Raw genomic sequence first — 24,243 nt, forward strand, 5'->3', positions numbered from 1 at the left:
ATTATAATGAGAAAGGCAGCAGTCAGATATGGATAAGATCGGCAAGGTATGGCTGGTGGGAGCCGGCCCCTCGGATCCCGGGTTGTTTACGATAAAAGGGTTCCGGGTGCTGGAACAGGCTCAGGTAGTGGTATATGACCGTCTGGTGGGGCAGGCAGTCCTTCGGATGATGCCGCAGACGGCGGAGAAGATAAATGTAGGGAAGCGGTCCGGCGCGCACCCGGTGCCTCAGGAAGAGATCAACCAGATCCTTTTGGATAAAGCGAAAGAGGGAAAACGCGTTGTCCGGCTAAAGGGGGGAGACCCATTTGTATTTGGCAGGGGAGGAGAAGAGCTGGAGCTTCTGGTGAAAAACGGGATTCCCTTTGAGGTCGTGCCGGGAGTGACAGCGGCTGCTGCCGTACCGGCCTATGCCGGAATACCGGTGACCCACAGGGACTACTGTTCTTCCGTGCATTTGATAACCGCCCATAAGAAGCGGGGGAGCAAAGAAGAGCTGGATTTTGATACTTTGTCCAGGCTGGATGGGACCCTGGTGTTTTATATGGGCCTCAGCGCCTTGGGAGATATATGCGGAGGGCTTTTAAAAGCCGGCGTGGATCCGGATATGCCGGCGGCGGTGCTGGAGCGGGGGACAACTGCCGCGCAGAGGAAGGTGGTATCGACCCTTTCCAGACTGAAAGAGGAGGCCGATAAAGCTGATATAGGCTCTCCTTCTCTGATCGTGGTTGGAAAGGTCTGCGGCCTGGCAGATACCTTTCACTGGGCAGAGGACAGGCCCCTGGGGAAACAGAGGGTTGTTGTCACCAGGCCGAAGAAAAGGAGCAGGAAGCTGGCGGACAGGCTGGAGGCTCTTGGCGCGGAGGTGATTCTGCTTCCGGCCATAGAGACAAGGCCGATAGAAGACAATAAACCGCTGGAGGATGCGCTTCAAGGCCTGGAGCGGTATCAGTGGATCGGCTTTACCAGCTCAGAAGGGGCGGACTGCTTTTTTGATGCGCTCTATCGCCGGAAGATGGACGTGAGGAGCCTGGCAGGGATACGGTTTGCGGCCATCGGGTCGGCGACCAGAAGGTCTGTGGAAAAGAGGGGGATTCTGGTGGAACTGCAGCCGGAGACATACACAGGGGAAGCATTCGGGAAGCTTCTGGCCCAGTCGATGGCTCCTGGCGAGAGGCTTCTTCTCCCAAGGGCCAGGATTGGCACAGAACAGATCATCGGGCCGCTGACGGAGGCGGGGATTCTGTTTGAGGATATTCCAGTCTACGATACTGTGTGGGAGCAGATCGGCGGAACAGAATTTAAACTTCTGCCGGATGACATTGTGACCTTTACCAGCGCGTCCACAGTGAAAGGATTCGTGCAGATGATGCATGGGACCGATCTAAGCAGGATACGGGGCCTCTGCATCGGCGGGCAGACGGCGGAGGAGGCTGCGAGGCATGGGATCCGCGTGGAAATATCGGACCGCGCGGATGTGGAAAGTATGGTAGAAAAGCTGCTGGATGTAAAGGATAGCGGATGGAAATAATCGGGCATGTATGCAGAAGGAGGAAAAAGGAAATGGATATGGTGAAGCGCCCCAGGCGTCTGAGAGGCGGAGAAACGCTGAGAAGAATGGTGCGGGAAACCAGGATGGATAAGGCTTCTCTGGTCTATCCGATGTTTGTGGTGGAAGGAAAGGGAATCCGGCATGAGATTCCTTCCATGCCTGGTCAGTATCATTATAGTCTGGATATGCTGCCGGCGGCTCTGGAGGAAGCAGCAGATGCGGGAGTTTCCAGTATTATGCTGTTTGGGATACCAGACAAAAAGGATGAGCTCGGCAGCGGCGCCTATGACCGGGACGGAATCATTCAGAGGGCGCTCAGGACCGGGAAGGATACGGTGCCGGAGCTCTATTATATCACCGATGTCTGTATGTGCGAATATACCTCCCACGGACACTGCGGCGCCTTGTGTGGCCATGATGTGGACAACGACGCGACTCTCCCTCTTTTGGCGAAGACGGCGCTGTCCCACGTACAGGCGGGGGCCGACATGGTCGCGCCTTCCGATATGATGGACGGAAGAGTAGGAGCGATACGGGAGACGCTGGATAAAAATGGATATGTGAATACGCCGATCATGTCCTACGCTGTGAAATATGCGTCTGCCTTTTACGGCCCTTTCCGGGAGGCGGCGGATTCCGCCCCCAGCTTTGGGGACAGGAAGACCTATCAAATGGATTTCCACAATGTAAAAGAGGGGATAAAGGAAGCACTTTTGGATGTGGAGGAGGGAGCCGATCTCGTCATGGTGAAGCCGGCCCTTTCCTATATGGATGTGATACGGAGAGTCTCAGAGACGGTCCATGTGCCGGTGGCGGCCTACAGTGTGAGCGGAGAATACGCAATGATAAAGGCGGCCGCTTTAAAGGGCTGGATCAAGGAAGAGGCCATTGTATGTGAGTCGGCTGCTTCCATATACCGGGCCGGCGCGGATATCCTGATCACCTATTATGCGAAAGAGCTGGCAAGATATATGGACGAGGGCAGGATCGGATGAAGGACTCAGAGAGAAGAGGAGACAGGATATGAGCATATCGGAGCAATTATTTGAAAGGGCGAAACGTGTGATTCCCGGCGGCGTCAACAGTCCGGTCCGCGCATTTCAGGCGGTGGGAGGAAACCCACGTTTTATTGCCCATGCAGAAAAGGAAATGATCACGGATGTGGACGGGAATACATATATCGATTATATTGGCTCCTGGGGACCGATGATCCTCGGACATAACCATCCGGCCATCAAGGCCGCCGCCATGGCAGCGGCTGAAAAAGGCCTGAGCTTTGGAGCCAGCTGTCCGGCGGAGGTGGAGATGGCGGAGCTCATCTGTGAGATGGTGCCTTCCATTGAACTGATCCGGATGGTGAACTCCGGGACGGAAGCAGTGATGTCCGCTCTCCGAGTGGCCAGAGGATATACCGGGAAAAGCAAGGTGATAAAATTTGAGGGCTGCTATCACGGACACAGCGACGGGATGCTGGTAAAGGCAGGGTCCGGAGTGATGACCAGTGGAGTGCCGGACAGCGCCGGAGTGCCGGAAGGCTGTGCCAGAGATACCCTGACGGCAGTCTATAATGATATGGAGAGCGTACGAACGCTGTTTTCGGAATGTCCTGGGGAAATCGCGGCGGTGATCATTGAGCCGGTGGCGGCCAATATGGGCGTGGTGGCTCCCAAGGAAGGGTTTCTGGAGGAACTGCGCCAGGTTTGCACGGAGCAGGGGGCGCTGCTGATCTTTGACGAAGTGATCACCGGTTTCCGGCTTGGCTTTGACGGCGCACAGGGATACTACGGAATCGAGCCGGATATGACCACCTTTGGGAAGATCATCGGCGCAGGCATGCCGGTGGGGGCCTACGGCGGACGGCGGGATATCATGGAAATGGTGGCTCCCGTGGGAAATGTTTATCAGGCGGGCACCCTCAGCGGGAATCCGGTAGCCATGGCCGCGGGACTTGCACAGCTTCATATATTGAAGGATCATCCTGAAATTTATCGGAATATGAATGAAATGGGCGAATATTTCCGGAATGAGCTTCGGGGAATCGTATCCAGAAGCGGCGCTCCGTGCCAGGTGAACGGCGTCGGTTCCCTTTCCTGCCTGTTTTTCACCGCGGAGCCGGTCACGGACTACCGTTCCGCGAAGACAGCGGATGTAAAGGCTTTCGGAGAATATTTCCGCTATCTTCTGAGCCATGGTATTTATGTGGCTCCGTCTCAGTTTGAAGCAGTATTCATGTCCAGCGTTCATACAAGGGAGGATGTGGACAAAACGCTGTCGGTGATCGAGGATTATTGGAGGAAATAAGAGCAGCAGGTATCTGCCCCGGGAAATGGCGAACGGAGAGCGGACAGATAATAGAAAGAGAAACGTTCAGAAGGCGGCCGTCGTTTGGGAAATGGCCGCCTTTTTAAAACAGGAGGATTTACATGGCAAAACAGGAATTGGAGCTGCTCAGGGAGCTGATGAAGAAAAAAGGCGTGGATATCTGTCTGATACCCACGGCGGATTCCCATGAATCGGAGTATCCAGGCGCTCATTTTGCAGCCAGGCGGTATCTGTCCGGATTTACCGGATCCGCAGGCACCCTGGCAATATCGGCGGACTGGGCCGGATTATGGACAGACGCCAGATATTTTCTGCAGGCGGAAGCGCAGCTTAAAGGCAGCGGGATTACATTATATAGGATGGGGGAAGAGGGAGTGCCCGCTCTGGAAGAGGAAATTTCGGCGCGCCTTCCCCATGGCGGTACGCTGGCTTATGATGGGACTGTAGTCAACCGAAGACTGGGAATAGGCATGCGCCGGTCGGCAGAACAGAAATCCGGCCGGATCCTTTTGGAGGATCTGCCGGGAGAGATATGGGCAGACCGGCCGCCGCTGTCCTCGGAACCTGTGTTTGAACTGGATATCCGGTATGCGGGGCAGACCAGGACAGATAAGATACGGAGAATCAGGGAGCAGATGGAAGCAGCCGGGGCGGAGGCACATATTCTGACAACTTTGGATGACATCGCGTGGCTCCTGAACCTGCGCGGCAGCGATGTTCCCTGCAATCCGGTATTCATGAGTTACTGTGTGCTGACATTGTCGTCCGTGTATTTATTCATACAAGAAACGGCTGTCTCTCCGGAGCTTAGAGCAAAGCTGGAGAGGGACGGCGTCGAGCTGAGAGAGTATGATACATTTTATAAAGCAATTCCGGCCGTCTGCGGCGGAAGGACTGTCATGCTGGACAGCAGAAAGGTGAACGAGCAGGTATACGGAGCTTTGAAACCGGAGCAGAGTATCGTAGACTGCCCGAATCCTTCGGAGCTTTTGAAGGCCGTTAAAAATAAAACGGAGGCAGATAATCTCAGAGAGGCCCACAGAAAAGACGGGATCGCGGTCACCAAATTTCTTTACTGGCTGAAAAAACAGATAGGCCGGGAGGAAATCACGGAGCTGTCGGCGGCGGAATATCTGGAGAGCTGCCGCAGAGAACAGGACCATTATCTGGAGCCCAGCTTTACGACGATTGCGGCGTACGGTCCGAACGCCGCAGTGGTGCATTACAGCGCGACGAAGGAAAGCTGCGCGGTACTCAGACCGGAAGGGTTTTTCCTGGTGGATTCCGGAGGACAGTACCTGGAAGGAACCACGGATATCACCAGGACCGTTGTATTGGGGAATATAACAGAAGAACAGAAAAAGCATTTTACGGCTGTACTGAAAGGGATGCTGGCCCTCGGCGGCGCTCGTTTCCTGCAGGGATGCAGAGGGATTAATCTGGACTATCTGGCAAGGGAGCCTCTCTGGGCCATGGGGCTGGACTATAAGCACGGCACCGGACACGGAGTCGGGTATCTGCTGAATGTTCATGAGGCTCCCAATGGATTCCGCTGGAAAATGGTCCCGGAACGGGTGGACAGCGCGGTACTTAAGCCGGGGATGGTGACCTCCGATGAACCTGGTGTTTATCTGGCTGGTAAATACGGCATCCGCACAGAGAATCTGCTTCTGTGCACAGAGGCGGAAAAGACAGAATACGGACAGTTCCTGGAATTTGAATTTCTGACCATGGTCCCCATAGATTTAGACGGGATAGACAGAGAAGAAATGCGGCCAGAGGATATAGACAGGCTGAACCGGTATCATAGACAGGTGTACGAAACCCTGTCGCCATATTTTAAAGGGGAGGAGCTTGCGTGGCTGCGGGAGGCCACCAGGCAGCTGGTGTAAAGATACGGCAACTGTACAGAGGACAAGGTTTAGGGAAACGGAGAAACTTATGAGGATGGGCAAAATGGTTAGGACTGACTGGGAGAGGAGCTGCCATGCTTTTGATGACTTTTGATACTGAAGAAAGCAGGGATAAGCTCTCGTATTTGTACAAGACATTTCGCCGGCCGCTGCTTCGTGCGATCAGCAGGTTTGTATCCGATTCGCACTTGGCGGAGGATATTGTGGAACAGGCATTTATTGTCGCCGACAAACATTTGGAAAAGCTGGACGTGAATAACCCTTCTGCTACATACGGTTATTTATGGAGAATCGTGGACAGTCAGTACAAGGATTATTTCAGGAGGACTAGACGGGAACCTTCTTTAGATGAGATAATGGAGACAAATGAAGAGACCGGAAGCGACTTTGGCGAAGGCAATCCGCTGGAAGAAATCATCCGTATGGAACGGATTGATATCGTTAGAGAAGCTTTGAGCGAGTTGCCTGAAAGTGAGCGGCGTGTGTTGGAGCTCTACTTCGTGTCAGAGATGAAATATCACGAAATTGGAGAGCTTTTAAAGATTCCCACCAGTTCTGTAGGTGTAAAGATCATGAGGGCGAAGGAACACCTGAAAAGAATCTTAGTGAGAAAGGGGCTGACGGAATGAGAAAACCGGAGCGTGGCCTTATGAAAAAACCGGAGGAAAGCTGTGTTCAAAATTCCGGAAACGAGATGGAAGGCAAACGAGGCGGTGACAAGGATCAGGATGACAATTCTTATCATGCCGATGGAAAGAGTACTTCCGGTGCCGGCGGCGAACAAGAGGATTTGGAAATAAAATTTGAAAACCTCATAAGAGCCGCAGTGCGGGAAGACGAAAAAGAGTGCTGGGAGGCCATTCAGAAGAGCATAGAAGAAGAGGGTCCTCATGAGTATTCCGCAGAGGAAGAAAAAGAAGTAGAGGCCCGTATCGCTCATGTCCGTAAAATGAGAAAGAAAGCGGAAAGGAAAGAAAGAAAAAAGAAACACCGTATCCTGCGTATCATTTCAGCATCAGCAGCCGTATTGGTGCTGGCGGTGGTGGTACAGTCTGCAATCGTGAAGAGCGTTGACGCCAGTATCGAGACTGTAGTCGATGTAGTGGTGAAGTGGTTTGAAGATCATGTAGAAATAAAAAATGAAGTATCGGAGTACTGGACAACAAAATATGATATAGAACCGCCGGAGTATATCCCAAGTGGGTTTGAATTAATAAACACTATAGAATCTCAAAGTGGAAAGTTGTGGGAGTATAAAAAACAAAATGAGAAGATGATTATTAGTTATGCTTCAATGTTTGAAAGTACACAAGATGAGTTTAATTCTGAGGAATATCAAGAAACAGAAGTTGACATATATGGGTATGAAGGTAAGTACTGGATTAGCGATGAATGCAGAGATGTATTACGATGGAACGATAATGAAATAAAATATAGTATAGAAGCCGATATAACTTTAGATGAAATGAAAAAAATTGCAGAAAGTTTTATGGATTATCGTAATAATTATTAAAGAAAAGTCGTTGAATAAATAGAGGGCTAGAAGGCTAGAAAACAGGAGGAACATTAAAAGTGAAAAAGCATTATTGGTTATGTTTAATGTGTATAGTTTTGTTAAGTAGTTTCTCATTAGTTACATATGCTTCTGAAGATGAAGGCGTTGTCATTGACGAAAGCGGTGTAACTACGGAAGATCCCATTCGTTATGATTTGATTGGACCTTCTCCCAGATGGGCATATATCAGCAATACTTCGTTATCGTTGTCATATAATGGATCCGGTGCAGTTTGTTATGTGTATATTTCAGGAATGAATAATTGTACTAAAATAACAGGTGATTTGATTTTATACAAAAAGTCGGGTTCTAGTTTTACTAGACTGATTACTTGGTCGGGGCTGACAACTACAGGAGACTACCTTTCAAGAGAAAAAGAATATGCCGTCTCTCGTGGTTATACCTATAAACTAGTATTCGACGGAACTGCTTATGGTACTACCGGCTCAGAACCTATTTACTTGAGCACAGAGTCGACATTTTGATCAAAACATTTAGCTATCCCTCTAATACGACATGATTTTGTAGCAACATTTTTATTACCTTGCCTCATTCTCCACCGTGGTTTTCTATTTTTCCGCGGAGGGAGTTGAGTGACGGCTAAGCCGTCGCCGCCGGCCTTAACCTCATCTCACCGGCGGCATATAAAAAGGCTGTCAGCCGTGTAGCATACACGCCTGACAGCCTTTCCCCTCTTAGACAGGACATTTATTCTTTATATCTGGAATCATCATCTGGATATTCATCGGACTTTGATACGATTGGAGCATTGGAACTTTGCCTCAGGACATCCAAGGTCTGTCTTAAAATTTTCTCACAAATTTCACATTCTTCTTCTGTGCAGGTTTCCAATATCTCCCAAAGAGAATCTTTTGACGAAACGGGATGGTCCGTATGGTATGGGCTTTCTGGTTCGGCTACGGAATCCGGAGCCTCTTTCCATTCCCTTCCAAAATACAATTCATCCAGGCCGACGCCAAAATAAGTACAGAATTTCCAGGCAGAACGAAGAGACAGAGGCTTTCTCTCTCCTTCGATATCGCTGATATAATCAGCGGAAGTACCGATCGCTTCTGCCAGCTGAGACTGGGATAATCCCCACAAGCTGCGAAGCCGCTGGATTTGTTCTCCGGCATTTTGCTTTTGTTGACCCATATATTCCCCTTTATCGTTGCTGAAAATGGAACATTGATTGTTTCCGGCGATTTGTTTTTTATTACGGCTATTCTGCTTCCACAGGATATTAAATATTCTCATATATGAGAAATGGAATGAAAAGAATGGATTAATACGTATAAAACAAGAACGAATTAAGCAGAATTATGTTATAATAAAAAGGAAGTGCGCTTTTTAGGAACGCATCCGCGCAAGGAGGAACACAGCGAATGGAGAATTATGAACTTCAGGCCTGGCTTTGGCCCCAAAAAGGGAAAGAGACACAAGTGAAAAACTGGGAGGAAGGTTCTTTACTGACTATTCTGCGCCGGTATGATACGATTTCTGAGTGGGAATTGGTGGAAATCACAGGATCTGGCGGAGGAATCGTTCCATGCGACGTACAGACAGCGGCCAGTATCCTGGATTGGCTGGATGAAGGCGCTCATGTGACCTGTACTCTGCTGAAAAAAGAGGAGAACGGCCGTATTCTGGTCAGCTTCGAAAAAGACTCTTGGTAAAAGTCTACAGGAAAACGGATGAAAGTACGGAGCCGATTGGCGGTTGTGAGAACGGGTGTACAAAGTTGCTAAAGAGTAAAAAGGCTTTTTGTGGATTTCGGTCATGGCTTTTTACAGGGCGATAGGATATGATGAATTTAACTGTCTTGGAACAAAGCATCAGGGCTGGAGAAGCACAGAAATATACGATAACGGGAGGCTGGCGAATGGCAGATATTTCATTCCGGAATGTGACGAAGACATTTCCCAACGGAAAAGCGGCAGTGAAGAACTTCAATCTGGATATTGCAGACGGGGAATTCCTGGTACTGACAGGTCCCTCAGGTTCCGGAAAGGTGACGGTGCTGCGGATGATCGCAGGCATGGAGCCGGTCAGCGGGGGTGAGCTGCGGATTGACGGTGAGCTTGTGGAAGATGGAAAGATACAGAAGCGGAATGTGGGGATGATCTTTCAGCATTTTACTTTGTATCCGGGTATGACGGTGTATGATAATATGGCGTTTGCCATGAAGCTTCGCCGGGTGCCGGAAGAAGAGATACGCCGGGCAGTGGAGGAGACTGCGGCGTTGTTCCGGATAGAAAAGCTGCTGTCCTGTTATCCCAGGGAACTCACGGAGCTGCAGAAGCAGTATGTGGCCATGGCAAGGGCACAGGTACACCATCCGGAGGCGTTCTTACTATTGGATCTTTTGGGGAATCTGGAATTTTCAGCCAGGGCGAAAGCCAGGAACCGCCTTAAGGAATTATACAAAGAGCTTGGCACTACGCTCATCTATGTGACGGATAATGCACAGGAAGCGGCCCATATGGGCGCGCGTACCGTCGTGATGCATCACGGACAGATCGAACAAGCAGGAACTGTGGAGGAGCTTTTGGAATCTCCGTGCAATCTGTTCGTGGCACAGTTCATGAATGAACCGGGATTTTACACCAGTGAAGTAAAGATTGTAAAGGGCCATACCGCTGTGGAGGCCCTGGGAGATAAATTCAGCCTGGATGTGCCGTCAGAATGGGTGCCGAAGCTGGAACGGGCCGGCTGTATCGGCCGCAGAGTTCTGATGGGCTATACGGTCACGGCGGGTAATGTTCCAGAGGATGAGGACATGCCGGAGGAAATGGCCCCGGAGCCGGACTCCAAGGTGTTCTTTTTCGACAAAGAAACAGAAAAAGTTATTGTGTAATATGCGCAATGAGATTCGGCGTTTTTTCCTGAAATAACAGGGGGAAAAGAGGCCGAATCTCTTTTTCTGTTAAAAAAACATGAAAAATATCCAAAAAACTCTTTTATTTTTACGCATTTTGCATTAAGATAATAGAAGGGTTTGCAAGGTGTAGATAAAAAATATAACTAATAGATGTGGATTGAGAATGTATCAGGGAGTGAAACTATGATATCGAATCAGATTTTGCAGAATACGATTGAGGGCTTAAAGGGAATCACCAGGATCGAGCTTTGTATCTGCGACACGGAGGGGAAGGTCCTTGCGACCACGTTTCCCGATGCGGAAGAATATGAGTTTTCCGTGCTGGCCTTTGTGGAATCTCCGGCGGACAGCCAGGTGATTCAGGGCTATCAGTTCTTTAAGGTGTTTGATGAGCACCAGCTGGAATACGTTCTCCTGGCCAGAGGTTCGGGGGATGACGCCTATATGGTGGGCAAGGTCGTGGTATTCCAGATCCAGAACCTGCTGGTGGCCTACAAGGAACGCTTCGACAAGGATAATTTTATAAAGAACCTGCTGCTTGACAACCTGCTCCTGGTGGATATTTACAACCGGGCGAAAAAGCTGCATATTGATATCAATGTGCGCCGGGTGGTGTTTGTCATCGAGACGCAGACAGAAAATGACACGGTGGCCCTTGAGACGGTGAAGAGTATGTTCTCCGCCAAGTCGAAGGATTTCATCACCGCTGTGGATGAGAAAAACATCATCTTGGTAAAGGAGCTTAAGTCCAACGAGGGCTACGAGGATATGGATAAAGTAGCCAAGATGATCCTGGATATGCTGAATACCGAGGCGATGGCGACGGTCCATGTGGCTTACGGGACCATCGTGAACGAGGTAAAGGAAGTGTCGCGCTCATATAAAGAGGCCAAGATGGCCCTGGACGTGGGAAAGATCTTTTATAGTGACAAAAACATTGTGGCCTACAACAACCTGGGCATCGGCCGGCTGATCTATCAGCTCCCTTTATCTCTTTGCCGGATGTTCATCAAGGAGATATTTGACGGCAAGTCTCCCGACGATCTGGATGAGGAGACGCTTGTCACAATTAACAAATTTTTTGAAAACAATCTGAATGTGTCAGAAACATCGAGGCAGCTTTATATCCACAGGAATACGCTTGTTTACCGTCTGGATAAGCTGCAGAAGAGTACGGGGCTGGATTTGCGTGTGTTTGAAGATGCCATTACATTTAAGATAGCACTGATGGTAGTCAAATATATGAATTATATTGAGACATTGGATAATTAGAATTGAGGTTTTTATGATTGAGTTTGAACACGTATGCAAGACTTATGACAGATCTACGGACCGGGAAACGAAAGCGGTCCGTGATATCAGCCTGAAGATCGAGAAGGGAGAATTTGTTTTCATAGTGGGGAACAGCGGATCGGGGAAGACGACGCTGATTCGCCTGCTGTTAAAAGAAATCGATGCTACTTCCGGTAATATCCGTGTCGGCGACACGGATATTACTGGAATGAAGCGCAAAATGATACCCAGGTACAGAAGGCGCCTGGGCGTTGTTTTTCAGGACTTCCGTCTGCTGAAGGATAAAAATGTCTACGAGAATGTGGCATTTGCCCAGAGGGTCGTGGTGACCCCCACCAGAGAAATCCGAAAACGGGTGCCGGAGGTCCTTTCCATGGTCGGGCTGTCTTCCAAATATAAATCGCTTCCCAGTCAGCTGTCCGGCGGAGAGCAGCAGAGAGTGGCCATCGCGAGAGCGCTGGTCAACCGTCCGGAGATCCTTTTGGCTGATGAGCCTACCGGAAACATGGATCCGGGCAATGCCTGGCAGATCATGAAGCTTCTGGAGGAGATCAATCAGATGGGGACCACTGTGGTCGTAGTGACGCACAGCAAGGAAATCGTTGACCGGATGAAGAAGCGGGTGGTCACGATGAAGCATGGCGTGATCGTGAATGACAAGGAAGAAAGCGGGTACGGAAATGAGGATTAGTACGTTTTGGTATTGTATAAAACAGGGCCTCCAGAGTATCCGGCGGAATAAATTATTTTCCCTGGCGTCCGTGGGAACCATGGCGGCCTGCGTATTTTTGTTCTGCATCTTTTATTCCATTGTGGTGAACGTACAGAATATGGTGAAAATGGTGGAGAACACGGTCGGCGTGACCGTATTTTTTGAGGAGGGGCTGCCGGAGGAAGAAATACAGTCCATCGGAGACATGATCTCCGCCAGGGCTGAGGTGGCCGATATGAAATATGTGTCGGCGGAAGAAGCGTGGGAGAGCTACAAAACAGATTATTTCGCAGACGCGCCGGAGCTGGCGGAGGGATTTGCAAAGGACAACCCCCTGGCTAATTCCGCTTCCTATGAGCTGTATCTGAACGATATTGAGGATCAGGGGAGCTTTGTGGAATATCTGAAATCCATAAACGGCGTCCGAAAGGTCAATTATTCGGAAATGGCGGCCACCGGGCTTGCCAGTGTAAATAATGTGGTGGGCTATGTGTCGGCGGGGATCATCCTGATCCTCCTCGGGGTAGCGGTATTCCTCATCAGCAATACCATCGCCATAACCATTACAGCGAGAAAAGAAGAAATCAAGATCATGCGGATGATAGGCGCCACCAATTATCTGATCCGCGCGCCTTTTGTGGTGGAAGGGCTGATTATTGGCCTCTTGGGGGCGGGGCTTCCCCTGATCCTCGTATACTATGCGTATGAATATGCTGTCCGTTTCTGCCTGAGCAGGCTTAGTATCCTGTCCAGGATCCTGACGCTCCTTCCGGTCGGCCAGGTGTTCCAGGTGCTGGTCCCGGTTTCTTTGGGCCTTGGGCTTGGCATCGGCCTGTTTGGCAGTCTCTTTTCCGTCCGGAAGCACCTCAGGGCCTGAGGACAGACGGGCAAGGCATACACTGGACAGAGGCTGATGGAGGAGAAAATGAGATCACGGTACAGAAGATTGATATGCCTGGCAGGGGCGTTTATTCTCCTGGCAGGAAGCATGCCCGGAGTGCGCGCATCAGGGGACCTGGAAAGCCGGCAGGACCGGATCGACGCCATTGAAGAAGAACAGGACCGGGTACAGAAAAAACTGGATGAACTGAACGAAAACAGAGAAGATGCCAGCGCTTACATTGAAGGCATCAATGAAGAAGTGTCTCAGACAGAGGACAGCCTGAATGAGCTCCAGGATAAGATGGAGGAAACACAGGCGGAAATAGAGGCAGCTCAGGCGGAGCTGGAGGCTGCGAAAATGACGGAGACGGAGCAGTATGACCAGATGAAGCTCCGAATCCAGTATATGTATGAAAAAGGGGATACGTATTTCCTGGAGCTTTTATTTGATTCGGCAGATTTAAGTGATTTCCTGAATCAGGCCGAGTATATTTCCAGGATATCCGAATATGATAGGAATATGCTGACTGCCTATCAGGAGACGAAGCAGACCATCGCGGATAAGACGGAAGAACTGGAGACGGCTTATGCCGGCCTGGATGCTCTTAAGGAAGAAGCGGTGGCAAAGCAGGAGTCTTTAGTGACTCTCCAGGAGGCCAAAACAGAAGAGCTTCAGAACCTGAATGAGCAGATTTCGGAAAATCAGGACCTGATGGCAGATTATGACGAAGCGCTGAAAGGCGAGCTGGAGGAATTCCGGGTCATGGAAGAGGCCATCCGGGAACAAGAAGCCAAGGAGAGCGCAGAAGCTTCACTCGCGGCTGAGAAGACGGAGGCCGAGACAACGCTTGTGGCAGACGGAGGGGAAGAACCCACTGCTGCTTCCACGGAGAAGCCGGAGAGCAGCGAAGGGACGCAGCCGACTCAGACGGATGCTCCGACAAAGGCCCCGACGGAAGCGCCGACGAAGCCGCCGGTGGTAAATACCGGATTTATCTGGCCGGTGCCCAGCTGCAGCAGGATTTCTTCCGGCTACGGAGGAAGGGACGATCCGATCACCGGTGAATCCGACGGAACCTTAAGCGACCATCACGGAATCGACATCGCCCTGCCCGGCGGCGCTTTGGCAGGCGCATCCATTGTAGCCGCGGCGGACGGAGAGGTGATCATATCCCGCTTTAGTTCCTCGGCGGGAAACTGGATCATCTTATATCATGGAAACAGTACTTATACCGTATATATGCATTGCCAGAAGCTGCTGGTATCGGCAGGAGATACGGTGAGCCAGGGGGAAACCATAGGGCTGGTCGGGAGCACAGGCTGGTCCACAGGCCCGCACCTGCATTTTGAGGTAAGGGTAGGAGGGTTCAGCACCTCCGCCTATTCCCGGAACCCTCTGAATTATGTATCGCCGCCATGACAGCGGAGGACGGGAGCCAGACGGCGGGGGGATGAGTGAACGGAAAAGCATGCGGCCCATTTACGCGCGGATGCGGATTTCGGGCAATAAAGAATGAAAGAAGGAATAACGCATGGAAAGACGTGACAACCGCTTTCTGAAAGGACTGCTGACCGGAGTTTTATGCAGTCTCATCGTAGTGGCGGCGGCTACCTGGGGACTATACTCGATGCTTGAGACGAGGAACCGGGAAGATGCTGCAAAGAGTGAAGAAATAGGGCTGAATTATCAGGAGATAGACAAAAAGCTGAGCCTTTTGAAAGGAAAGATAGACCAGGGCTTTTTATTTGACGTGGATGAAGACGCAATGACGGAGGGCATCTACAAAGGCTATATCAGCAGCCTGGGCGATCCGTACACCGTATATTACACGGAAGAGGAGTACAATAAGCTCCTGGAGTCCTCCAGCGGGCAGTATAAAGGAATCGGAGTCCAGATCAGCCAGAATGTTAAGACGAACCTGATCACGGTGATCCGCGTGTTCCGGGGTTCGGGCGCGGAGGAAGCGGGGATGCAGCCGGGAGACATACTGTATAAAGTGGACGGCGTGGATATCACCCAGGAAGATATCAACAATGTGGTGTCAAGTATCCGCGGAGGAGACGGGACCACGGTCAATATCGAAGTATACCGGGAATCGGCGGCAGATTATGTTTCCATGGATGTGGTACGGCGGGAGGTCAGCATGGATACTGTAGACTGGAAGATGCTGGACGGAGGCATCGGTTATATCCAGATAACAGAATTTGACGGCGTTACCTATGCCCAGTTCTCACAGGCTCTGGAGGAGCTGGAGGGCCAGGGGATGAAAGGGCTTGTCCTTGACCTGCGGGATAATCCGGGCGGCCTTCTGGACAGTGTGATAGAGATCGCCGATGATCTGCTTCCGGCGGGAACCATCGTATCCACAAAGGATAAAAATGGAGAGGGAAGTACCTTTGAGTCGGATGCGGATATGAAATATGACGGTCCGATCGCCGTTCTGGTCAACGGGAATTCTGCCAGCGCTTCAGAAGTGCTGACAGGCGCCATCAAGGATTTCCAGAAGGGGACCATAGTAGGGACCACCACTTATGGAAAAGGAATCGTCCAGAACATTGTGGCTCTGGGAGACGGGACCGCTATGAAAATGACAGTTTCCAATTACTATTCTCCGAATGGGACCAATATCCATAAAGTGGGGATCGAGCCGGACGTAGTGATCGAGGCGGAAAAAGGCGAGAATGACAATCAGCTGGATAAGGCTGTGGAGATCATAAAAGGGAAAATGCAGTGAGGAATCCCGCGGAATCCGCGGCCATCGGCAAATCGGCAGAATGACGGAATAAAAGACACAGGGCAGATGGAGACATCTGCCCTGAATTAGTACACGGTGCCGCGGCGGACGTCTGTTAGTGTACACCTTTGAATATCTTTGAAACAAACTTATCTTATTCAATCAAATGAAACAGGAGGAAATCCGATTCCATCCAGGCGGCTCGCTGGCAGCCGTAACCAGGATCTTTACGGCCTCCAGTCGGTCCTTTCCAACTGACATGGATAAATCGATATTTTTCCATGTCAGATTCCAATAAAAACCTGTATGAAATTCGGTTTTTACCTCCCTGCGGCCGGGAAGATCCTGCTAACGCCTTTGCGGCGCTCGCCTTACGATGGAATCGGATCATTCCTCCTGCTCCTCCTCCCGCACCAAAGTATTTTCCGATTGCCTTGAAAGCTATTGGGGCGGCCCACTGCAGCCCGCAGCCATAAGGCGCGCGGGCTGTGTGGATATCCGATCCTTTAATGAAATCAGGGAGATGGAAGTCATCCGAAACGGTGCGGCAGAAAGAATACCGGCAGAAAGATTCCGGGCCGGCCTAAAGGTGAGCGCCGCAGGGCAGCGGCCGGTGTTCCCCAGGCGGAGGGAGACAGAAACGAAAAATACCGATTTCGTTTCTGAGTGAACCGGAGACGGGAAATCATAAAGATTTTCCCGTCGACATGTGAGCGGTACTCTCGGAGCAGGGATAAAGCGGCCCCTGCATCGCCAGCGAACCGAAATCGTGACGGTCCGGAACTTCTGCTGGTATTTGGCTGGAAATTCAAGAAATGATTTCAAAAAGTATCTTGTATCGTACCCAGAAAGATATCGGTATACAAAGTGATGAAAAAGGAGTATCATGGACTTATTTAATGTATAACAGGCCAAGGGGCGGAATTAGCGTGGAATTTCCTGCCCGGCCCGGAAGGAAGAGATTATGACTGGAAACAGTACAATACAGAGGAAAATGATCGTTGTCGTACTAGCCGTCGCGGTGGCGTTTGTGGGGATATTTTCATTTATTTCAATACGAAAACTGCAGGGAAACGCCAGAGTGATCAATTATGCGGGGGTGGTGCGCGGAGGCACACAGAAGCTGATCAAAGAAGAACTGCAGGGGACCCAGGATGATGCGCTCATTCGGCGCCTGGATGATATCATAGAAGAACTGCTGACCGGCGAGGGGGAGCTGGGGCTGATACGGCTGAATGACAAGGACTTTCAAAGCCTGATGACTCAGATGAAGGACCGCTTTCAGGAATTGAAAGAGGCAATCATGTCGGTCCGTCAGGGCGGAGACAAGGAGGCCCTGTTTGTTATCAGCCAGGAATACTTTGAGCTGGCGGACCAGACTGTGACGGAGGCGGAGCAGTATTCAGAAAAAAACGCGGAGATTGCGGAAATCTGCTCTTTGGCGCTGACCGCATTTTTTATCGTAGTCGCGTGCGCCTTGGTATGGCTCAGTTCGGTTCAGAGTAAGAGGCAGAAGGTCCTGCAGGAAGCAGAAGCGGAGAACAGAAAGAAACAGGAGCGTCTTTCCCAAATGGAAAGGGCGATACAGGCGCCTATGAATGAGATTTCTGAGCTCATCTATGTGTCTGACCTGGAGAACTACGATCTTTTGTTTATTAACGAAGCAGGCAAAAAAACGTTTCATGTGGACGACATCAGCGGAAAAAAATGCTATAAGGTCCTTCAGGGAATGGATTCTCCCTGTTCTTTTTGCACCAACGGCAGGTTAAAGCCGGGAGAGAATTATAATTGGGAGATCACGAATCCTCTGACGAAATGCCACTATATGCTGAAAGACAGGCTGATAGAGTGGGACGGACGGAAAGCGCGGATGGAAATAGCTTTTGATATGACTCAGGTGGAGACGGAGAAGGAAAAGCTGAAATATGCGCTTGATATGGAAAATATGGTCGTGGAATGTATAAGGATACTGTATCAGGGGAGGGATCTGGACAAGGCGGTGGATCAAGTCCTTAGATTGGTTGGAGAGTTCCTTCAGGCAGAGCGTACTTACATATTCAGCTTCAAAGATGATATGCTGAACAACGACTATGAGTGGTGCAGGCAGGGAGTAGAGCCGCAGAAGGAGATGCTGCAAAATCTGCCGATTTCTATCATCGACCGCTGGCTGCCGGTGTTTTCTGAGCAGAAATGTGTTGTGATCGAGGACGTGGAGGCTTACAAAGACAGTTCTCCGGAAGAATATGAGGCGCTCAAGGTGCAGAATATCAAAAGTCTCGTGGTCGCCCCAATGGAGACTGACGGAGTTCTGACAGGAGCTTTGGGAGTGGATAATCCGCCGGCTGAAAAGATAGAGAATATAAGCGCGCCTCTCCAGTCTCTGTGTTATTTTTTGCTTTTGGCTTATAGGAGGACGGAAAATGAGCGGCAGCTCTCGACACTGAGCTTTCATGATACCCTCACATCGTTTTATAACCGTAATAAATATATGCAAGATCTGGAGATGCTGTCCCGGGAGAACAGTCCGGTTGGCATTGTTTATTTGGATGTAAACGGCCTGAAGGAAGTGAATGACAGGCTGGGACACAGTGAAGGAGACAGGCTGCTAATCCGGGCGGCAGATAAGATGAAGTCCGTATTCAGAAAAGATGATTGCTACCGGGTGGGCGGTGATGAATTTGTCATTATTTCTTTGAATATATCAGAGGAAATGTTCGGGGAAAAAGTGGCGGAGCTCAGGCGAAGCTTTGAATATGAGGATGAATGCAGGGCAGCGATAGGGAGCCGGTGGTCTGATTCCGCACTGAATATCAACCAGATCGTGGCAGACGCGGATGCCAGTATGTACGAAGACAAGAAACTGTTTTACAGAAAGAACAAAAAAGCGGGCAGATACCGCCATCATAGTGACGAAGTACTGCAGCTGGCAAATCCGGTGGTGCTGCAGGGAGAAATCGATAAGCAGCAGTTTGTGGTCTATCTTCAGCCGAAGATATCTTCTTCCGACCGCACTGCAGTCGGTGCGGAAGCACTGATTCGATATCTGTCAAAGGATGGAAGCCTGGTCCTGCCTGGACATTTCCTTCCTGTACTGGAAGAAGCGAAGACCATCAGCCAGATTGACTTTTATGTATTTGATCTCGTTTGTGCGAAGATCAAAGAATGGCTGGAGGGTGGAAAGCGGAGTGTCCCGGTGTCGGTCAATTTCTCCCGCTTTTCTCTGACACAGCCAAATTTTCTGGAGAGGCTGAAGGAAATCTGCCAGAAGCACGGCATATCGCCTACGCATCTGGAAATTGAGATTACGGAATATGTGGGAGATGTGGAAGGGACGGATATCAGCCGGCTGATAACGGCACTTCGCGGGGAAGGCTTCGGGGTGACAATCGACGATTTTGGCACCAATTACGCCAATCTGTCCCTGCTTTCGGCCGTGGAATTTGATGTTCTCAAGCTGGACAGGAGCATGGTGAGGGATGTGGCCGAGAATGGGAAAACCCGGGAGATCATAAAAGCGATCGTGGATATCTGTAAGAAGATGAAGATTAAACTGGTGGCGGAGGGAATTGAAAAGGAAGAGCAGCTGGAAGCTTTAAAATCCTGCGGTGTAGAACTGGTTCAGGGATATCTGTTCAGCGAGCCGATTCCAATCGAGGAATATGAGAAGGAATATCTGCAGTAAGGATACGATTTGCTTTTCAATCCCGCTGTACCGGTCCGTTTCATTTTTTCTCAGCAGCCATAACCGCCCAAAACGACGGGGTATCGGAGAAGCGTTCCATACGGTTAATAGCTTGTCCCGCAAGCTGTTTACTAAATTCAGCTTTGCGCCGCTGCCCTGAAGCTGCTCCAGCAAAGCGCGTGTGCGCCCGTATTGTTCCCCCTGCGGCAGATAGGGGTCTGTGACGGAACCGATGAACAGTTCTTTGCCTGCATATTTGCTGGGATTCTTGATCGCCGGCCAAACCTTTACATCTAAAAAGGTTCCCCATTGTTCTGCACCTCTTTTTGCTGAATCACCACCTGTTCCAGTGAACTTTGTTTTCCACTGTTGCTTTGACCTGTGAAGGCAGGAGCGCATCCTTTGCCGCATAACCGAGAATAACCATGGCAGGCAGGTAGTAGCTATCGGGGATCTTCATAAACGTTTTGATCTGTTCCGGCTCCTTTTTGACAGGGATGTGTACGACAGAGCCCAACTCCTCGGCGGTTGCCGCCAGAAGCATGTTTTCTATCAGAGCCCATGCTGCGCCGTAATCCATAAGGCCGTAGCCGTTTTTATCATTGTCAAAGGTATACTTCTGTTTGAAGCAGGGCAAAATCACGCAGGCAGATTCTTCGATCATGCTGCGCTGGCGCGGATAAGCGATCTTAAACATCTCCTGCTGCGGAGTTTTTGGTTCCTGAATCCGGCAGGGGTAAGGGCGGATAAATTTAGCCAGCTCCATAATGACGGCCTTTTCTGTCAGCGTCACCAATTCCCATCTTCTTTGATGATTGGAAGAAGGCGCTTTTAACCCTGCATCCAAAATCCGTTCCAATATCTCTTGCGGGATCTCTTTATCTGCAAATTGGCGAATACTTTTTCTCTTGTTGATCACATCGTAAAATTCCATTTTTAATTCTCCGTTTCTTGGTTCACCAGCATGGTGAGGTTCCTGGTAAATGTCCTTGACAAATCAATAAGCCGCTTTTGTTCCTCTGCTGTAAACATTGACATCGCCGTGTCCTCTGCCCATGTGATATGACGAACTACCTTTTCACAATATGCCCGGCCGGCCTCTGTCATCCTTACGGTTTTGTTTCTCTTGTTTTCCGGCATTTCCGTAACGGTGACATAGTGATCGGCCAGAAGATTTTTGATGATTAAATTCACCGTTTGCTTTGACTGAAATGTTCGCCTGCATATTTCTGTCTGCGTCATTCCGCCCTCTGCATAAAAGAGGGCATTGACGACCAACAGTGTTTTCATCAGCATCCCGTGGCGTTTGGCGTATTCGTCATATAAGGCAAATTGCTCGTCTCTGAACTTACAATACAAATATGCGTTTTTCTTATCTTCCTTAGTCATAACTCACTGTCCTTTGTCTATTTATTTACTGTCAATTAATTTACTTATGAAAGTATAGCATACTTCTGATTCTATTTCAAGCTCTAAAGATTACCTGGAAATATACCTTTTCCGAACGCTCTTTTTTAGCTCTGATGGTCGGCGCAGATCCGTTACAGCCGCCGGATTTTCGCCTATTGACGTGAAAGGGAATAGCAGTTATACTGGTAAATGAACGTATGTTCTGAGGGCGGCAGACGGATCTGTTTTTCTGCGGCATGGGTTTTTAACGCGTAGCGTGTTAATATGGGATGAACTATGGTATACTATACCATTGAGGGTTTTATGTTGTTTTTGGCGGGTATATGCAGGAATTGGGGATTCATGCAAGAAGCTTCCGGAGGCAGTATAAACAGTAAGGAGGTTTGCTGCGGTGAACAAATTTGAATTGGTGTCAGAATACACTCCTACCGGCGATCAGCCGCAGGCTATAAAAGAACTGGTCCAGGGATTTAAGGAAGGGAACCAGTTTGAGACTTTGCTGGGTGTCACAGGATCCGGAAAAACCTTTACGATGGCCAACGTGATCCAGGAGCTTCAGAAGCCGACGCTCATCATTGCACACAACAAAACGCTGGCGGCGCAGCTATATGGGGAGTTCAAGGAATTTTTTCCCAACAATGCGGTGGAATATTTTGTGTCCTACTATGACTATTACCAGCCGGAGGCCTATGTGCCTTCCACGGATACTTATATAGAAAAGGATTCCTCCATCAATGACGAGATCGATAAGCTCCGCCATTCGGCGACGGCGGCACTGTCGGAGAGGGAGGATGTGATCATCATTGCTTCCGTTTCCTGTATTTATGGCCTGGGAAGCCCCATCGATTATAAGAACATGGTGATATCCCTGAGGCCCGGCATGATCCGTGACAGGGATGAGGTGGTGCACAAGCTGATTGAGATCCAATACAACAGGAACGACATGGATTTCAAACGAGGCGCTTTCCGGGTGAGAGGCGATGTGCTGGAGGTATATCCGGCCTACTGCGACGGAGTCGCTTACCGTATTGAATTTTTCGGTGATGAAGTGGACCGGATCACGGAGATAGATCCGTTGACAGGTGAGGCGAAGAGCCGCCTGGAGCATATCGCCATCTTTCCGGCATCCCATTACGTAGTCCCCAGGGATAAGATGCTGGAGGCGGCTGAAACCATCGCTGAGGAGCTGAAGGCGCAGGTGGCATATTTCCGGAGTGAGGACAAGCTTTTGGAGGCCCAGAGAATCTCGGAACGGACCAATTTTGATATCGAGATGATGAAGGAGACCGGATTTTGCTCCGGCATAGAGAACTATTCGAGGCACCTTACCGGGCAGGAGCCGGGAGTGCCGCCGTGCACGTTGTTTGATTATTTCCCGGACGATTTCCTGATCATGATAGATGAATCTCATATTACCATCCCTCAGATTCGGGGAATGTACGCGGGGGACCGGTCCAGGAAGACGACTCTCGTGGAATTTGGATTCCGTCTTCCCTCCGCCCTGGACAACCGTCCTCTTAATTTTTCAGAGTTTGAGGAACGGATCAATCAGCTTCTGTTCGTGTCCGCCACTCCGGGCGCGTATGAAGCGGATCATGAGCTTTTGCGCGCGGAGCAGATCATCCGTCCTACCGGGCTTCTGGATCCCAGAGTAGAGGTGCGGCCAGTGGGAGGACAGATCGACGACCTGGTCTCCGAGGTAAATCAAGAAGTAGAAAAGAAGCGGAAGGTCCTGGTGACGACCCTGACAAAGCGGATGGCGGAGGATCTGACCGATTATATGCGGGAGGTTGGAATCCGTGTCAAATATCTGCATTCTGATATAGATACATTGGAACGGAGTGAGATCATCCGGGATATGAGACTGGATATGTTCGATGTCCTGGTGGGAATCAACCTGCTCCGGGAGGGGCTGGATATACCGGAGATCGGACTGGTGGCCATACTGGATGCAGATAAGGAAGGCTTCCTGCGTTCGGAAACCTCTCTTATACAGACCATTGGCAGGGCGGCCCGGAACGCGGACGGACATGTCATCATGTATGCGGACAGGATCACAGACTCCATGCGCGTGGCCATAGATGAGACAGAGCGGCGGCGGAAGATCCAGCAGGAATACAATGAGGCGCACGGCATCACGCCGACGTCCATTAAAAAGGCGGTAAGGGATCTGATCAGTATTTCCAAGTCGGAGGAAAAACCTGCGCGTGGCATTAAGCTGGATAAAGATCCGGAGTCCATGAGCAGCAAGGAGCTTCAAAAGCTGATCGGGAGCATTCAGAAAAAGATGCAGCAGGCGGCGGCGGAACTTGACTTTGAGCAGGCGGCCGAGCTGAGAGATCAGATGATGCTTTTAAAGAAGCAGTTATATTCGGCGGAGGCCTGACAGGCCGGCCGTATGGGGGATTGAGAAACAAGAGTATTGAAAAAGCAGAAAACGCCGGGGAAAAAAGGATTCAGTGATCACTGAGATTGAGATGAGGGAATGAATGTGAAAAGGAGGCGCAGGATCTCTGCGTGCATAACGGTTTTGGTTTTATGTTTTCTGCTGGGTTGTGATGAAAAAGAAATAAAAGGCGGTTCTCCGGCATTAAAAGACGGACGCTCCGCTGCGAATGAAGAAATGGGATTCCGGGCAGGACTATGTCTGACGGGTGATGATGAAGCAATCATGACAAAGTTCGCTCCTTATCTGACTGCATGTCTGGAGGCGAAAGGGATCACGGTCATCACCGGAAGCCTGGAAGAACTGAGAGGCGAGCGCGCTGATATCATCATGGCGGCTCCGATGGATAAGGAGAAAGCGGAAAAGATCGTGAAGGAAGTATCGGAGGAGACACCGGTGCTCATCTTCAATCATTCTCCTTCCGACGAGATCGCGCTGGCGATGATACCGCCGGAGGGAATTTACAAGGCAATCTATATTTCATATGATTATGCCAGGATCGAAGAAGTTCTGGATGAACTTGTTGTGGGCGGAAAGAAAAGATTTGGGAAATGTGCGGCGGTATCCGGCTCCGGCTCCACAGATGATTCACTCTTCCTCCGGGAAATAGAGAAGGTCTGCGCAGAGAAAGGGATTGATCCGAATGACGTGTTTGTATATGTCACGGAGGAAGAGGTTCCTTCTCTTCTGGAAAAGGACAGCTCAGTAACGCACTTATTCATCGAGCTGGTTAAGCCGGCACTGGAGTCTGCTGCTGAGTACGCGGCAGAGATCAAAGATGGAGAGGACAGTTTCAGCATATTGTATCTGGAACCGTCTTTTGTTACCAGGGAAGAATATTGGGAATTGGACAGGTGAAA

Annotated in this window: 21 protein-coding genes; 18 read left to right on the forward strand and 3 right to left on the reverse strand. The window is 50.1% G+C overall.

Annotation, left to right across the window (positions count from 1 at the left end; all coding sequences use genetic code 11):
* The first annotated feature begins 28 nt into the window (after positions 1-28).
* The 7 genes from cobA (at position 29) to H9Q78_RS11745 (ending at position 7,827) form a co-directional block, all read left to right on the forward strand.
* The gene (gene cobA, locus H9Q78_RS11715) at positions 29-1,531 is read left to right on the forward strand and encodes a uroporphyrinogen-III C-methyltransferase (protein ID WP_249301909.1); all 1,503 of its coding nucleotides are present in this window, start codon (positions 29-31) and stop codon (positions 1,529-1,531) included.
* A 32-nt stretch (positions 1,532-1,563) separates the two neighbouring features.
* Positions 1,564-2,547 (forward strand): porphobilinogen synthase, encoded by a 984-nt coding sequence (hemB, locus tag H9Q78_RS11720; RefSeq protein WP_249301910.1) that lies wholly within the window; start codon positions 1,564-1,566, stop codon positions 2,545-2,547.
* 28 nt (positions 2,548-2,575) lie between these two features.
* Positions 2,576-3,853, forward strand: coding sequence for a glutamate-1-semialdehyde 2,1-aminomutase (gene hemL, locus H9Q78_RS11725; RefSeq protein WP_249301911.1), 1,278 nt, complete (start codon positions 2,576-2,578; stop codon positions 3,851-3,853).
* Between the two features lie 122 nt (positions 3,854-3,975).
* A complete protein-coding gene (locus tag H9Q78_RS11730) occupies positions 3,976-5,766 on the forward strand; it encodes an aminopeptidase P family protein (protein ID WP_249301912.1) in 1,791 nt (596 codons plus the stop codon).
* A 95-nt stretch (positions 5,767-5,861) separates the two neighbouring features.
* Positions 5,862-6,416, forward strand: coding sequence for an RNA polymerase sigma factor (locus tag H9Q78_RS11735; protein ID WP_249301913.1), 555 nt, complete (start codon positions 5,862-5,864; stop codon positions 6,414-6,416).
* Between the two features lie 20 nt (positions 6,417-6,436).
* A complete protein-coding gene (locus H9Q78_RS11740; protein WP_249301914.1) occupies positions 6,437-7,300 on the forward strand; it encodes a DUF4367 domain-containing protein in 864 nt (287 codons plus the stop codon).
* 59 nt (positions 7,301-7,359) lie between these two features.
* Positions 7,360-7,827 (forward strand): hypothetical protein, encoded by a 468-nt coding sequence (locus H9Q78_RS11745; protein WP_249301915.1) that lies wholly within the window; start codon positions 7,360-7,362, stop codon positions 7,825-7,827.
* Positions 7,828-8,050: 223 nt separating this feature from the next.
* Here H9Q78_RS11745 and H9Q78_RS11750 read toward each other — a convergent pair whose 3' ends face one another.
* Positions 8,051-8,497 (reverse strand): helix-turn-helix domain-containing protein, encoded by a 447-nt coding sequence (locus tag H9Q78_RS11750; protein WP_249301916.1) that lies wholly within the window; start codon positions 8,495-8,497, stop codon positions 8,051-8,053.
* A gap of 230 nt (positions 8,498-8,727) precedes the next feature.
* On the opposite strand from H9Q78_RS11750, the gene H9Q78_RS11755 reads away from it, so the two are divergent.
* The 9 genes from H9Q78_RS11755 to H9Q78_RS11795 all read left to right on the forward strand — a co-directional run bounded on the left by H9Q78_RS11755 (position 8,728) and on the right by H9Q78_RS11795 (position 19,527).
* Positions 8,728-9,018 carry a hypothetical protein gene (locus H9Q78_RS11755; RefSeq protein WP_249301917.1) on the forward strand — a complete coding sequence of 97 codons (291 nt, stop codon included), beginning with the start codon at positions 8,728-8,730 and terminating at the stop codon, positions 9,016-9,018.
* Between the two features lie 206 nt (positions 9,019-9,224).
* Positions 9,225-10,199 carry an ABC transporter ATP-binding protein gene (locus H9Q78_RS11760; protein ID WP_249301918.1) on the forward strand — a complete coding sequence of 325 codons (975 nt, stop codon included), beginning with the start codon at positions 9,225-9,227 and terminating at the stop codon, positions 10,197-10,199.
* Positions 10,200-10,406: 207 nt separating this feature from the next.
* The gene (locus H9Q78_RS11765; protein ID WP_147595010.1) at positions 10,407-11,495 is read left to right on the forward strand and encodes a PucR family transcriptional regulator; all 1,089 of its coding nucleotides are present in this window, start codon (positions 10,407-10,409) and stop codon (positions 11,493-11,495) included.
* 13 nt (positions 11,496-11,508) lie between these two features.
* On the forward strand, positions 11,509-12,207 hold the full coding sequence (ftsE, locus tag H9Q78_RS11770) for a cell division ATP-binding protein FtsE (protein ID WP_147595009.1): 699 nt from the start codon (positions 11,509-11,511) through the stop codon (positions 12,205-12,207).
* Complete coding sequence (ftsX, locus tag H9Q78_RS11775; RefSeq protein WP_249301919.1) at positions 12,197-13,105, forward strand: permease-like cell division protein FtsX; 909 nt, start codon at positions 12,197-12,199, stop codon at positions 13,103-13,105. Before ftsE ends, ftsX begins: the two co-directional genes overlap by 11 nt.
* A 48-nt stretch (positions 13,106-13,153) precedes the next feature.
* Positions 13,154-14,530 carry a murein hydrolase activator EnvC family protein gene (locus tag H9Q78_RS14505; protein ID WP_283245049.1) on the forward strand — a complete coding sequence of 459 codons (1,377 nt, stop codon included), beginning with the start codon at positions 13,154-13,156 and terminating at the stop codon, positions 14,528-14,530.
* 112 nt (positions 14,531-14,642) lie between these two features.
* The gene (locus H9Q78_RS11785) at positions 14,643-15,845 is read left to right on the forward strand and encodes a S41 family peptidase (RefSeq protein ID WP_249301920.1); all 1,203 of its coding nucleotides are present in this window, start codon (positions 14,643-14,645) and stop codon (positions 15,843-15,845) included.
* 490 nt (positions 15,846-16,335) lie between these two features.
* A complete protein-coding gene (locus H9Q78_RS11790; RefSeq protein WP_249301921.1) occupies positions 16,336-16,515 on the forward strand; it encodes a hypothetical protein in 180 nt (59 codons plus the stop codon).
* Positions 16,516-16,809: 294 nt separating this feature from the next.
* Positions 16,810-19,527 carry a sensor domain-containing phosphodiesterase gene (locus tag H9Q78_RS11795; protein ID WP_249301922.1) on the forward strand — a complete coding sequence of 906 codons (2,718 nt, stop codon included), beginning with the start codon at positions 16,810-16,812 and terminating at the stop codon, positions 19,525-19,527.
* Positions 19,528-19,861: 334 nt separating this feature from the next.
* Here H9Q78_RS11795 and H9Q78_RS11805 read toward each other — a convergent pair whose 3' ends face one another.
* Both H9Q78_RS11805 and H9Q78_RS11810 read right to left on the reverse strand, forming a co-directional pair.
* On the reverse strand, positions 19,862-20,461 hold the full coding sequence (locus H9Q78_RS11805; protein ID WP_249301923.1) for a nitroreductase family protein: 600 nt from the start codon (positions 20,459-20,461) through the stop codon (positions 19,862-19,864).
* Between the two features lie 2 nt (positions 20,462-20,463).
* The gene (locus H9Q78_RS11810; protein ID WP_249301924.1) at positions 20,464-20,916 is read right to left on the reverse strand and encodes a MarR family winged helix-turn-helix transcriptional regulator; all 453 of its coding nucleotides are present in this window, start codon (positions 20,914-20,916) and stop codon (positions 20,464-20,466) included.
* 412 nt (positions 20,917-21,328) lie between these two features.
* Here H9Q78_RS11810 and uvrB point away from each other — a divergent pair, with 412 nt between their 5' ends.
* Positions 21,329-23,323, forward strand: a complete 1,995-nt coding sequence (gene uvrB, locus H9Q78_RS11815; protein WP_249301925.1) for an excinuclease ABC subunit UvrB — start codon at positions 21,329-21,331, stop codon at positions 23,321-23,323.
* A 105-nt stretch (positions 23,324-23,428) separates the two neighbouring features.
* A complete protein-coding gene (locus tag H9Q78_RS11820; RefSeq protein WP_249301926.1) occupies positions 23,429-24,241 on the forward strand; it encodes a hypothetical protein in 813 nt (270 codons plus the stop codon).
* The last annotated feature ends 2 nt before the right edge of the window (positions 24,242-24,243 follow it).

The organism is Qiania dongpingensis (assembly GCF_014337195.1).
Classification (GTDB): Bacteria; Bacillota; Clostridia; order Lachnospirales; family Lachnospiraceae; genus Lientehia; species Lientehia dongpingensis.

Excerpts from the sequence above, each read along its gene's own strand:
- H9Q78_RS11795 (WP_249301922.1), top strand. The coding sequence starts at position 16,810 with ATGACTGGAAACAGTACAATACAGAGGAAAATGATCGTTGTCGTACTA.
- H9Q78_RS11810 (WP_249301924.1), bottom strand. The coding sequence starts at position 20,916 with ATGACTAAGGAAGATAAGAAAAACGCATATTTGTATTGTAAGTTCAGA.
- hemL (WP_249301911.1), top strand. The coding sequence starts at position 2,576 with ATGAGCATATCGGAGCAATTATTTGAAAGGGCGAAACGTGTGATTCCC.
- hemB (WP_249301910.1), top strand. The coding sequence starts at position 1,564 with ATGGATATGGTGAAGCGCCCCAGGCGTCTGAGAGGCGGAGAAACGCTG.
- H9Q78_RS11740 (WP_249301914.1), top strand. The coding sequence starts at position 6,437 with ATGAAAAAACCGGAGGAAAGCTGTGTTCAAAATTCCGGAAACGAGATG.
- H9Q78_RS14505 (WP_283245049.1), top strand. The coding sequence starts at position 13,154 with ATGAGATCACGGTACAGAAGATTGATATGCCTGGCAGGGGCGTTTATT.
- cobA (WP_249301909.1), top strand. The coding sequence starts at position 29 with ATGGATAAGATCGGCAAGGTATGGCTGGTGGGAGCCGGCCCCTCGGAT.
- H9Q78_RS11760 (WP_249301918.1), top strand. The coding sequence starts at position 9,225 with ATGGCAGATATTTCATTCCGGAATGTGACGAAGACATTTCCCAACGGA.
- H9Q78_RS11730 (WP_249301912.1), top strand. The coding sequence starts at position 3,976 with ATGGCAAAACAGGAATTGGAGCTGCTCAGGGAGCTGATGAAGAAAAAA.
- ftsX (WP_249301919.1), top strand. The coding sequence starts at position 12,197 with ATGAGGATTAGTACGTTTTGGTATTGTATAAAACAGGGCCTCCAGAGT.
- H9Q78_RS11755 (WP_249301917.1), top strand. The coding sequence starts at position 8,728 with ATGGAGAATTATGAACTTCAGGCCTGGCTTTGGCCCCAAAAAGGGAAA.
- ftsE (WP_147595009.1), top strand. The coding sequence starts at position 11,509 with ATGATTGAGTTTGAACACGTATGCAAGACTTATGACAGATCTACGGAC.
- H9Q78_RS11765 (WP_147595010.1), top strand. The coding sequence starts at position 10,407 with ATGATATCGAATCAGATTTTGCAGAATACGATTGAGGGCTTAAAGGGA.
- H9Q78_RS11750 (WP_249301916.1), bottom strand. The coding sequence starts at position 8,497 with ATGGGTCAACAAAAGCAAAATGCCGGAGAACAAATCCAGCGGCTTCGC.
- H9Q78_RS11785 (WP_249301920.1), top strand. The coding sequence starts at position 14,643 with ATGGAAAGACGTGACAACCGCTTTCTGAAAGGACTGCTGACCGGAGTT.
- H9Q78_RS11805 (WP_249301923.1), bottom strand. The coding sequence starts at position 20,461 with ATGGAATTTTACGATGTGATCAACAAGAGAAAAAGTATTCGCCAATTT.
- H9Q78_RS11735 (WP_249301913.1), top strand. The coding sequence starts at position 5,862 with ATGCTTTTGATGACTTTTGATACTGAAGAAAGCAGGGATAAGCTCTCG.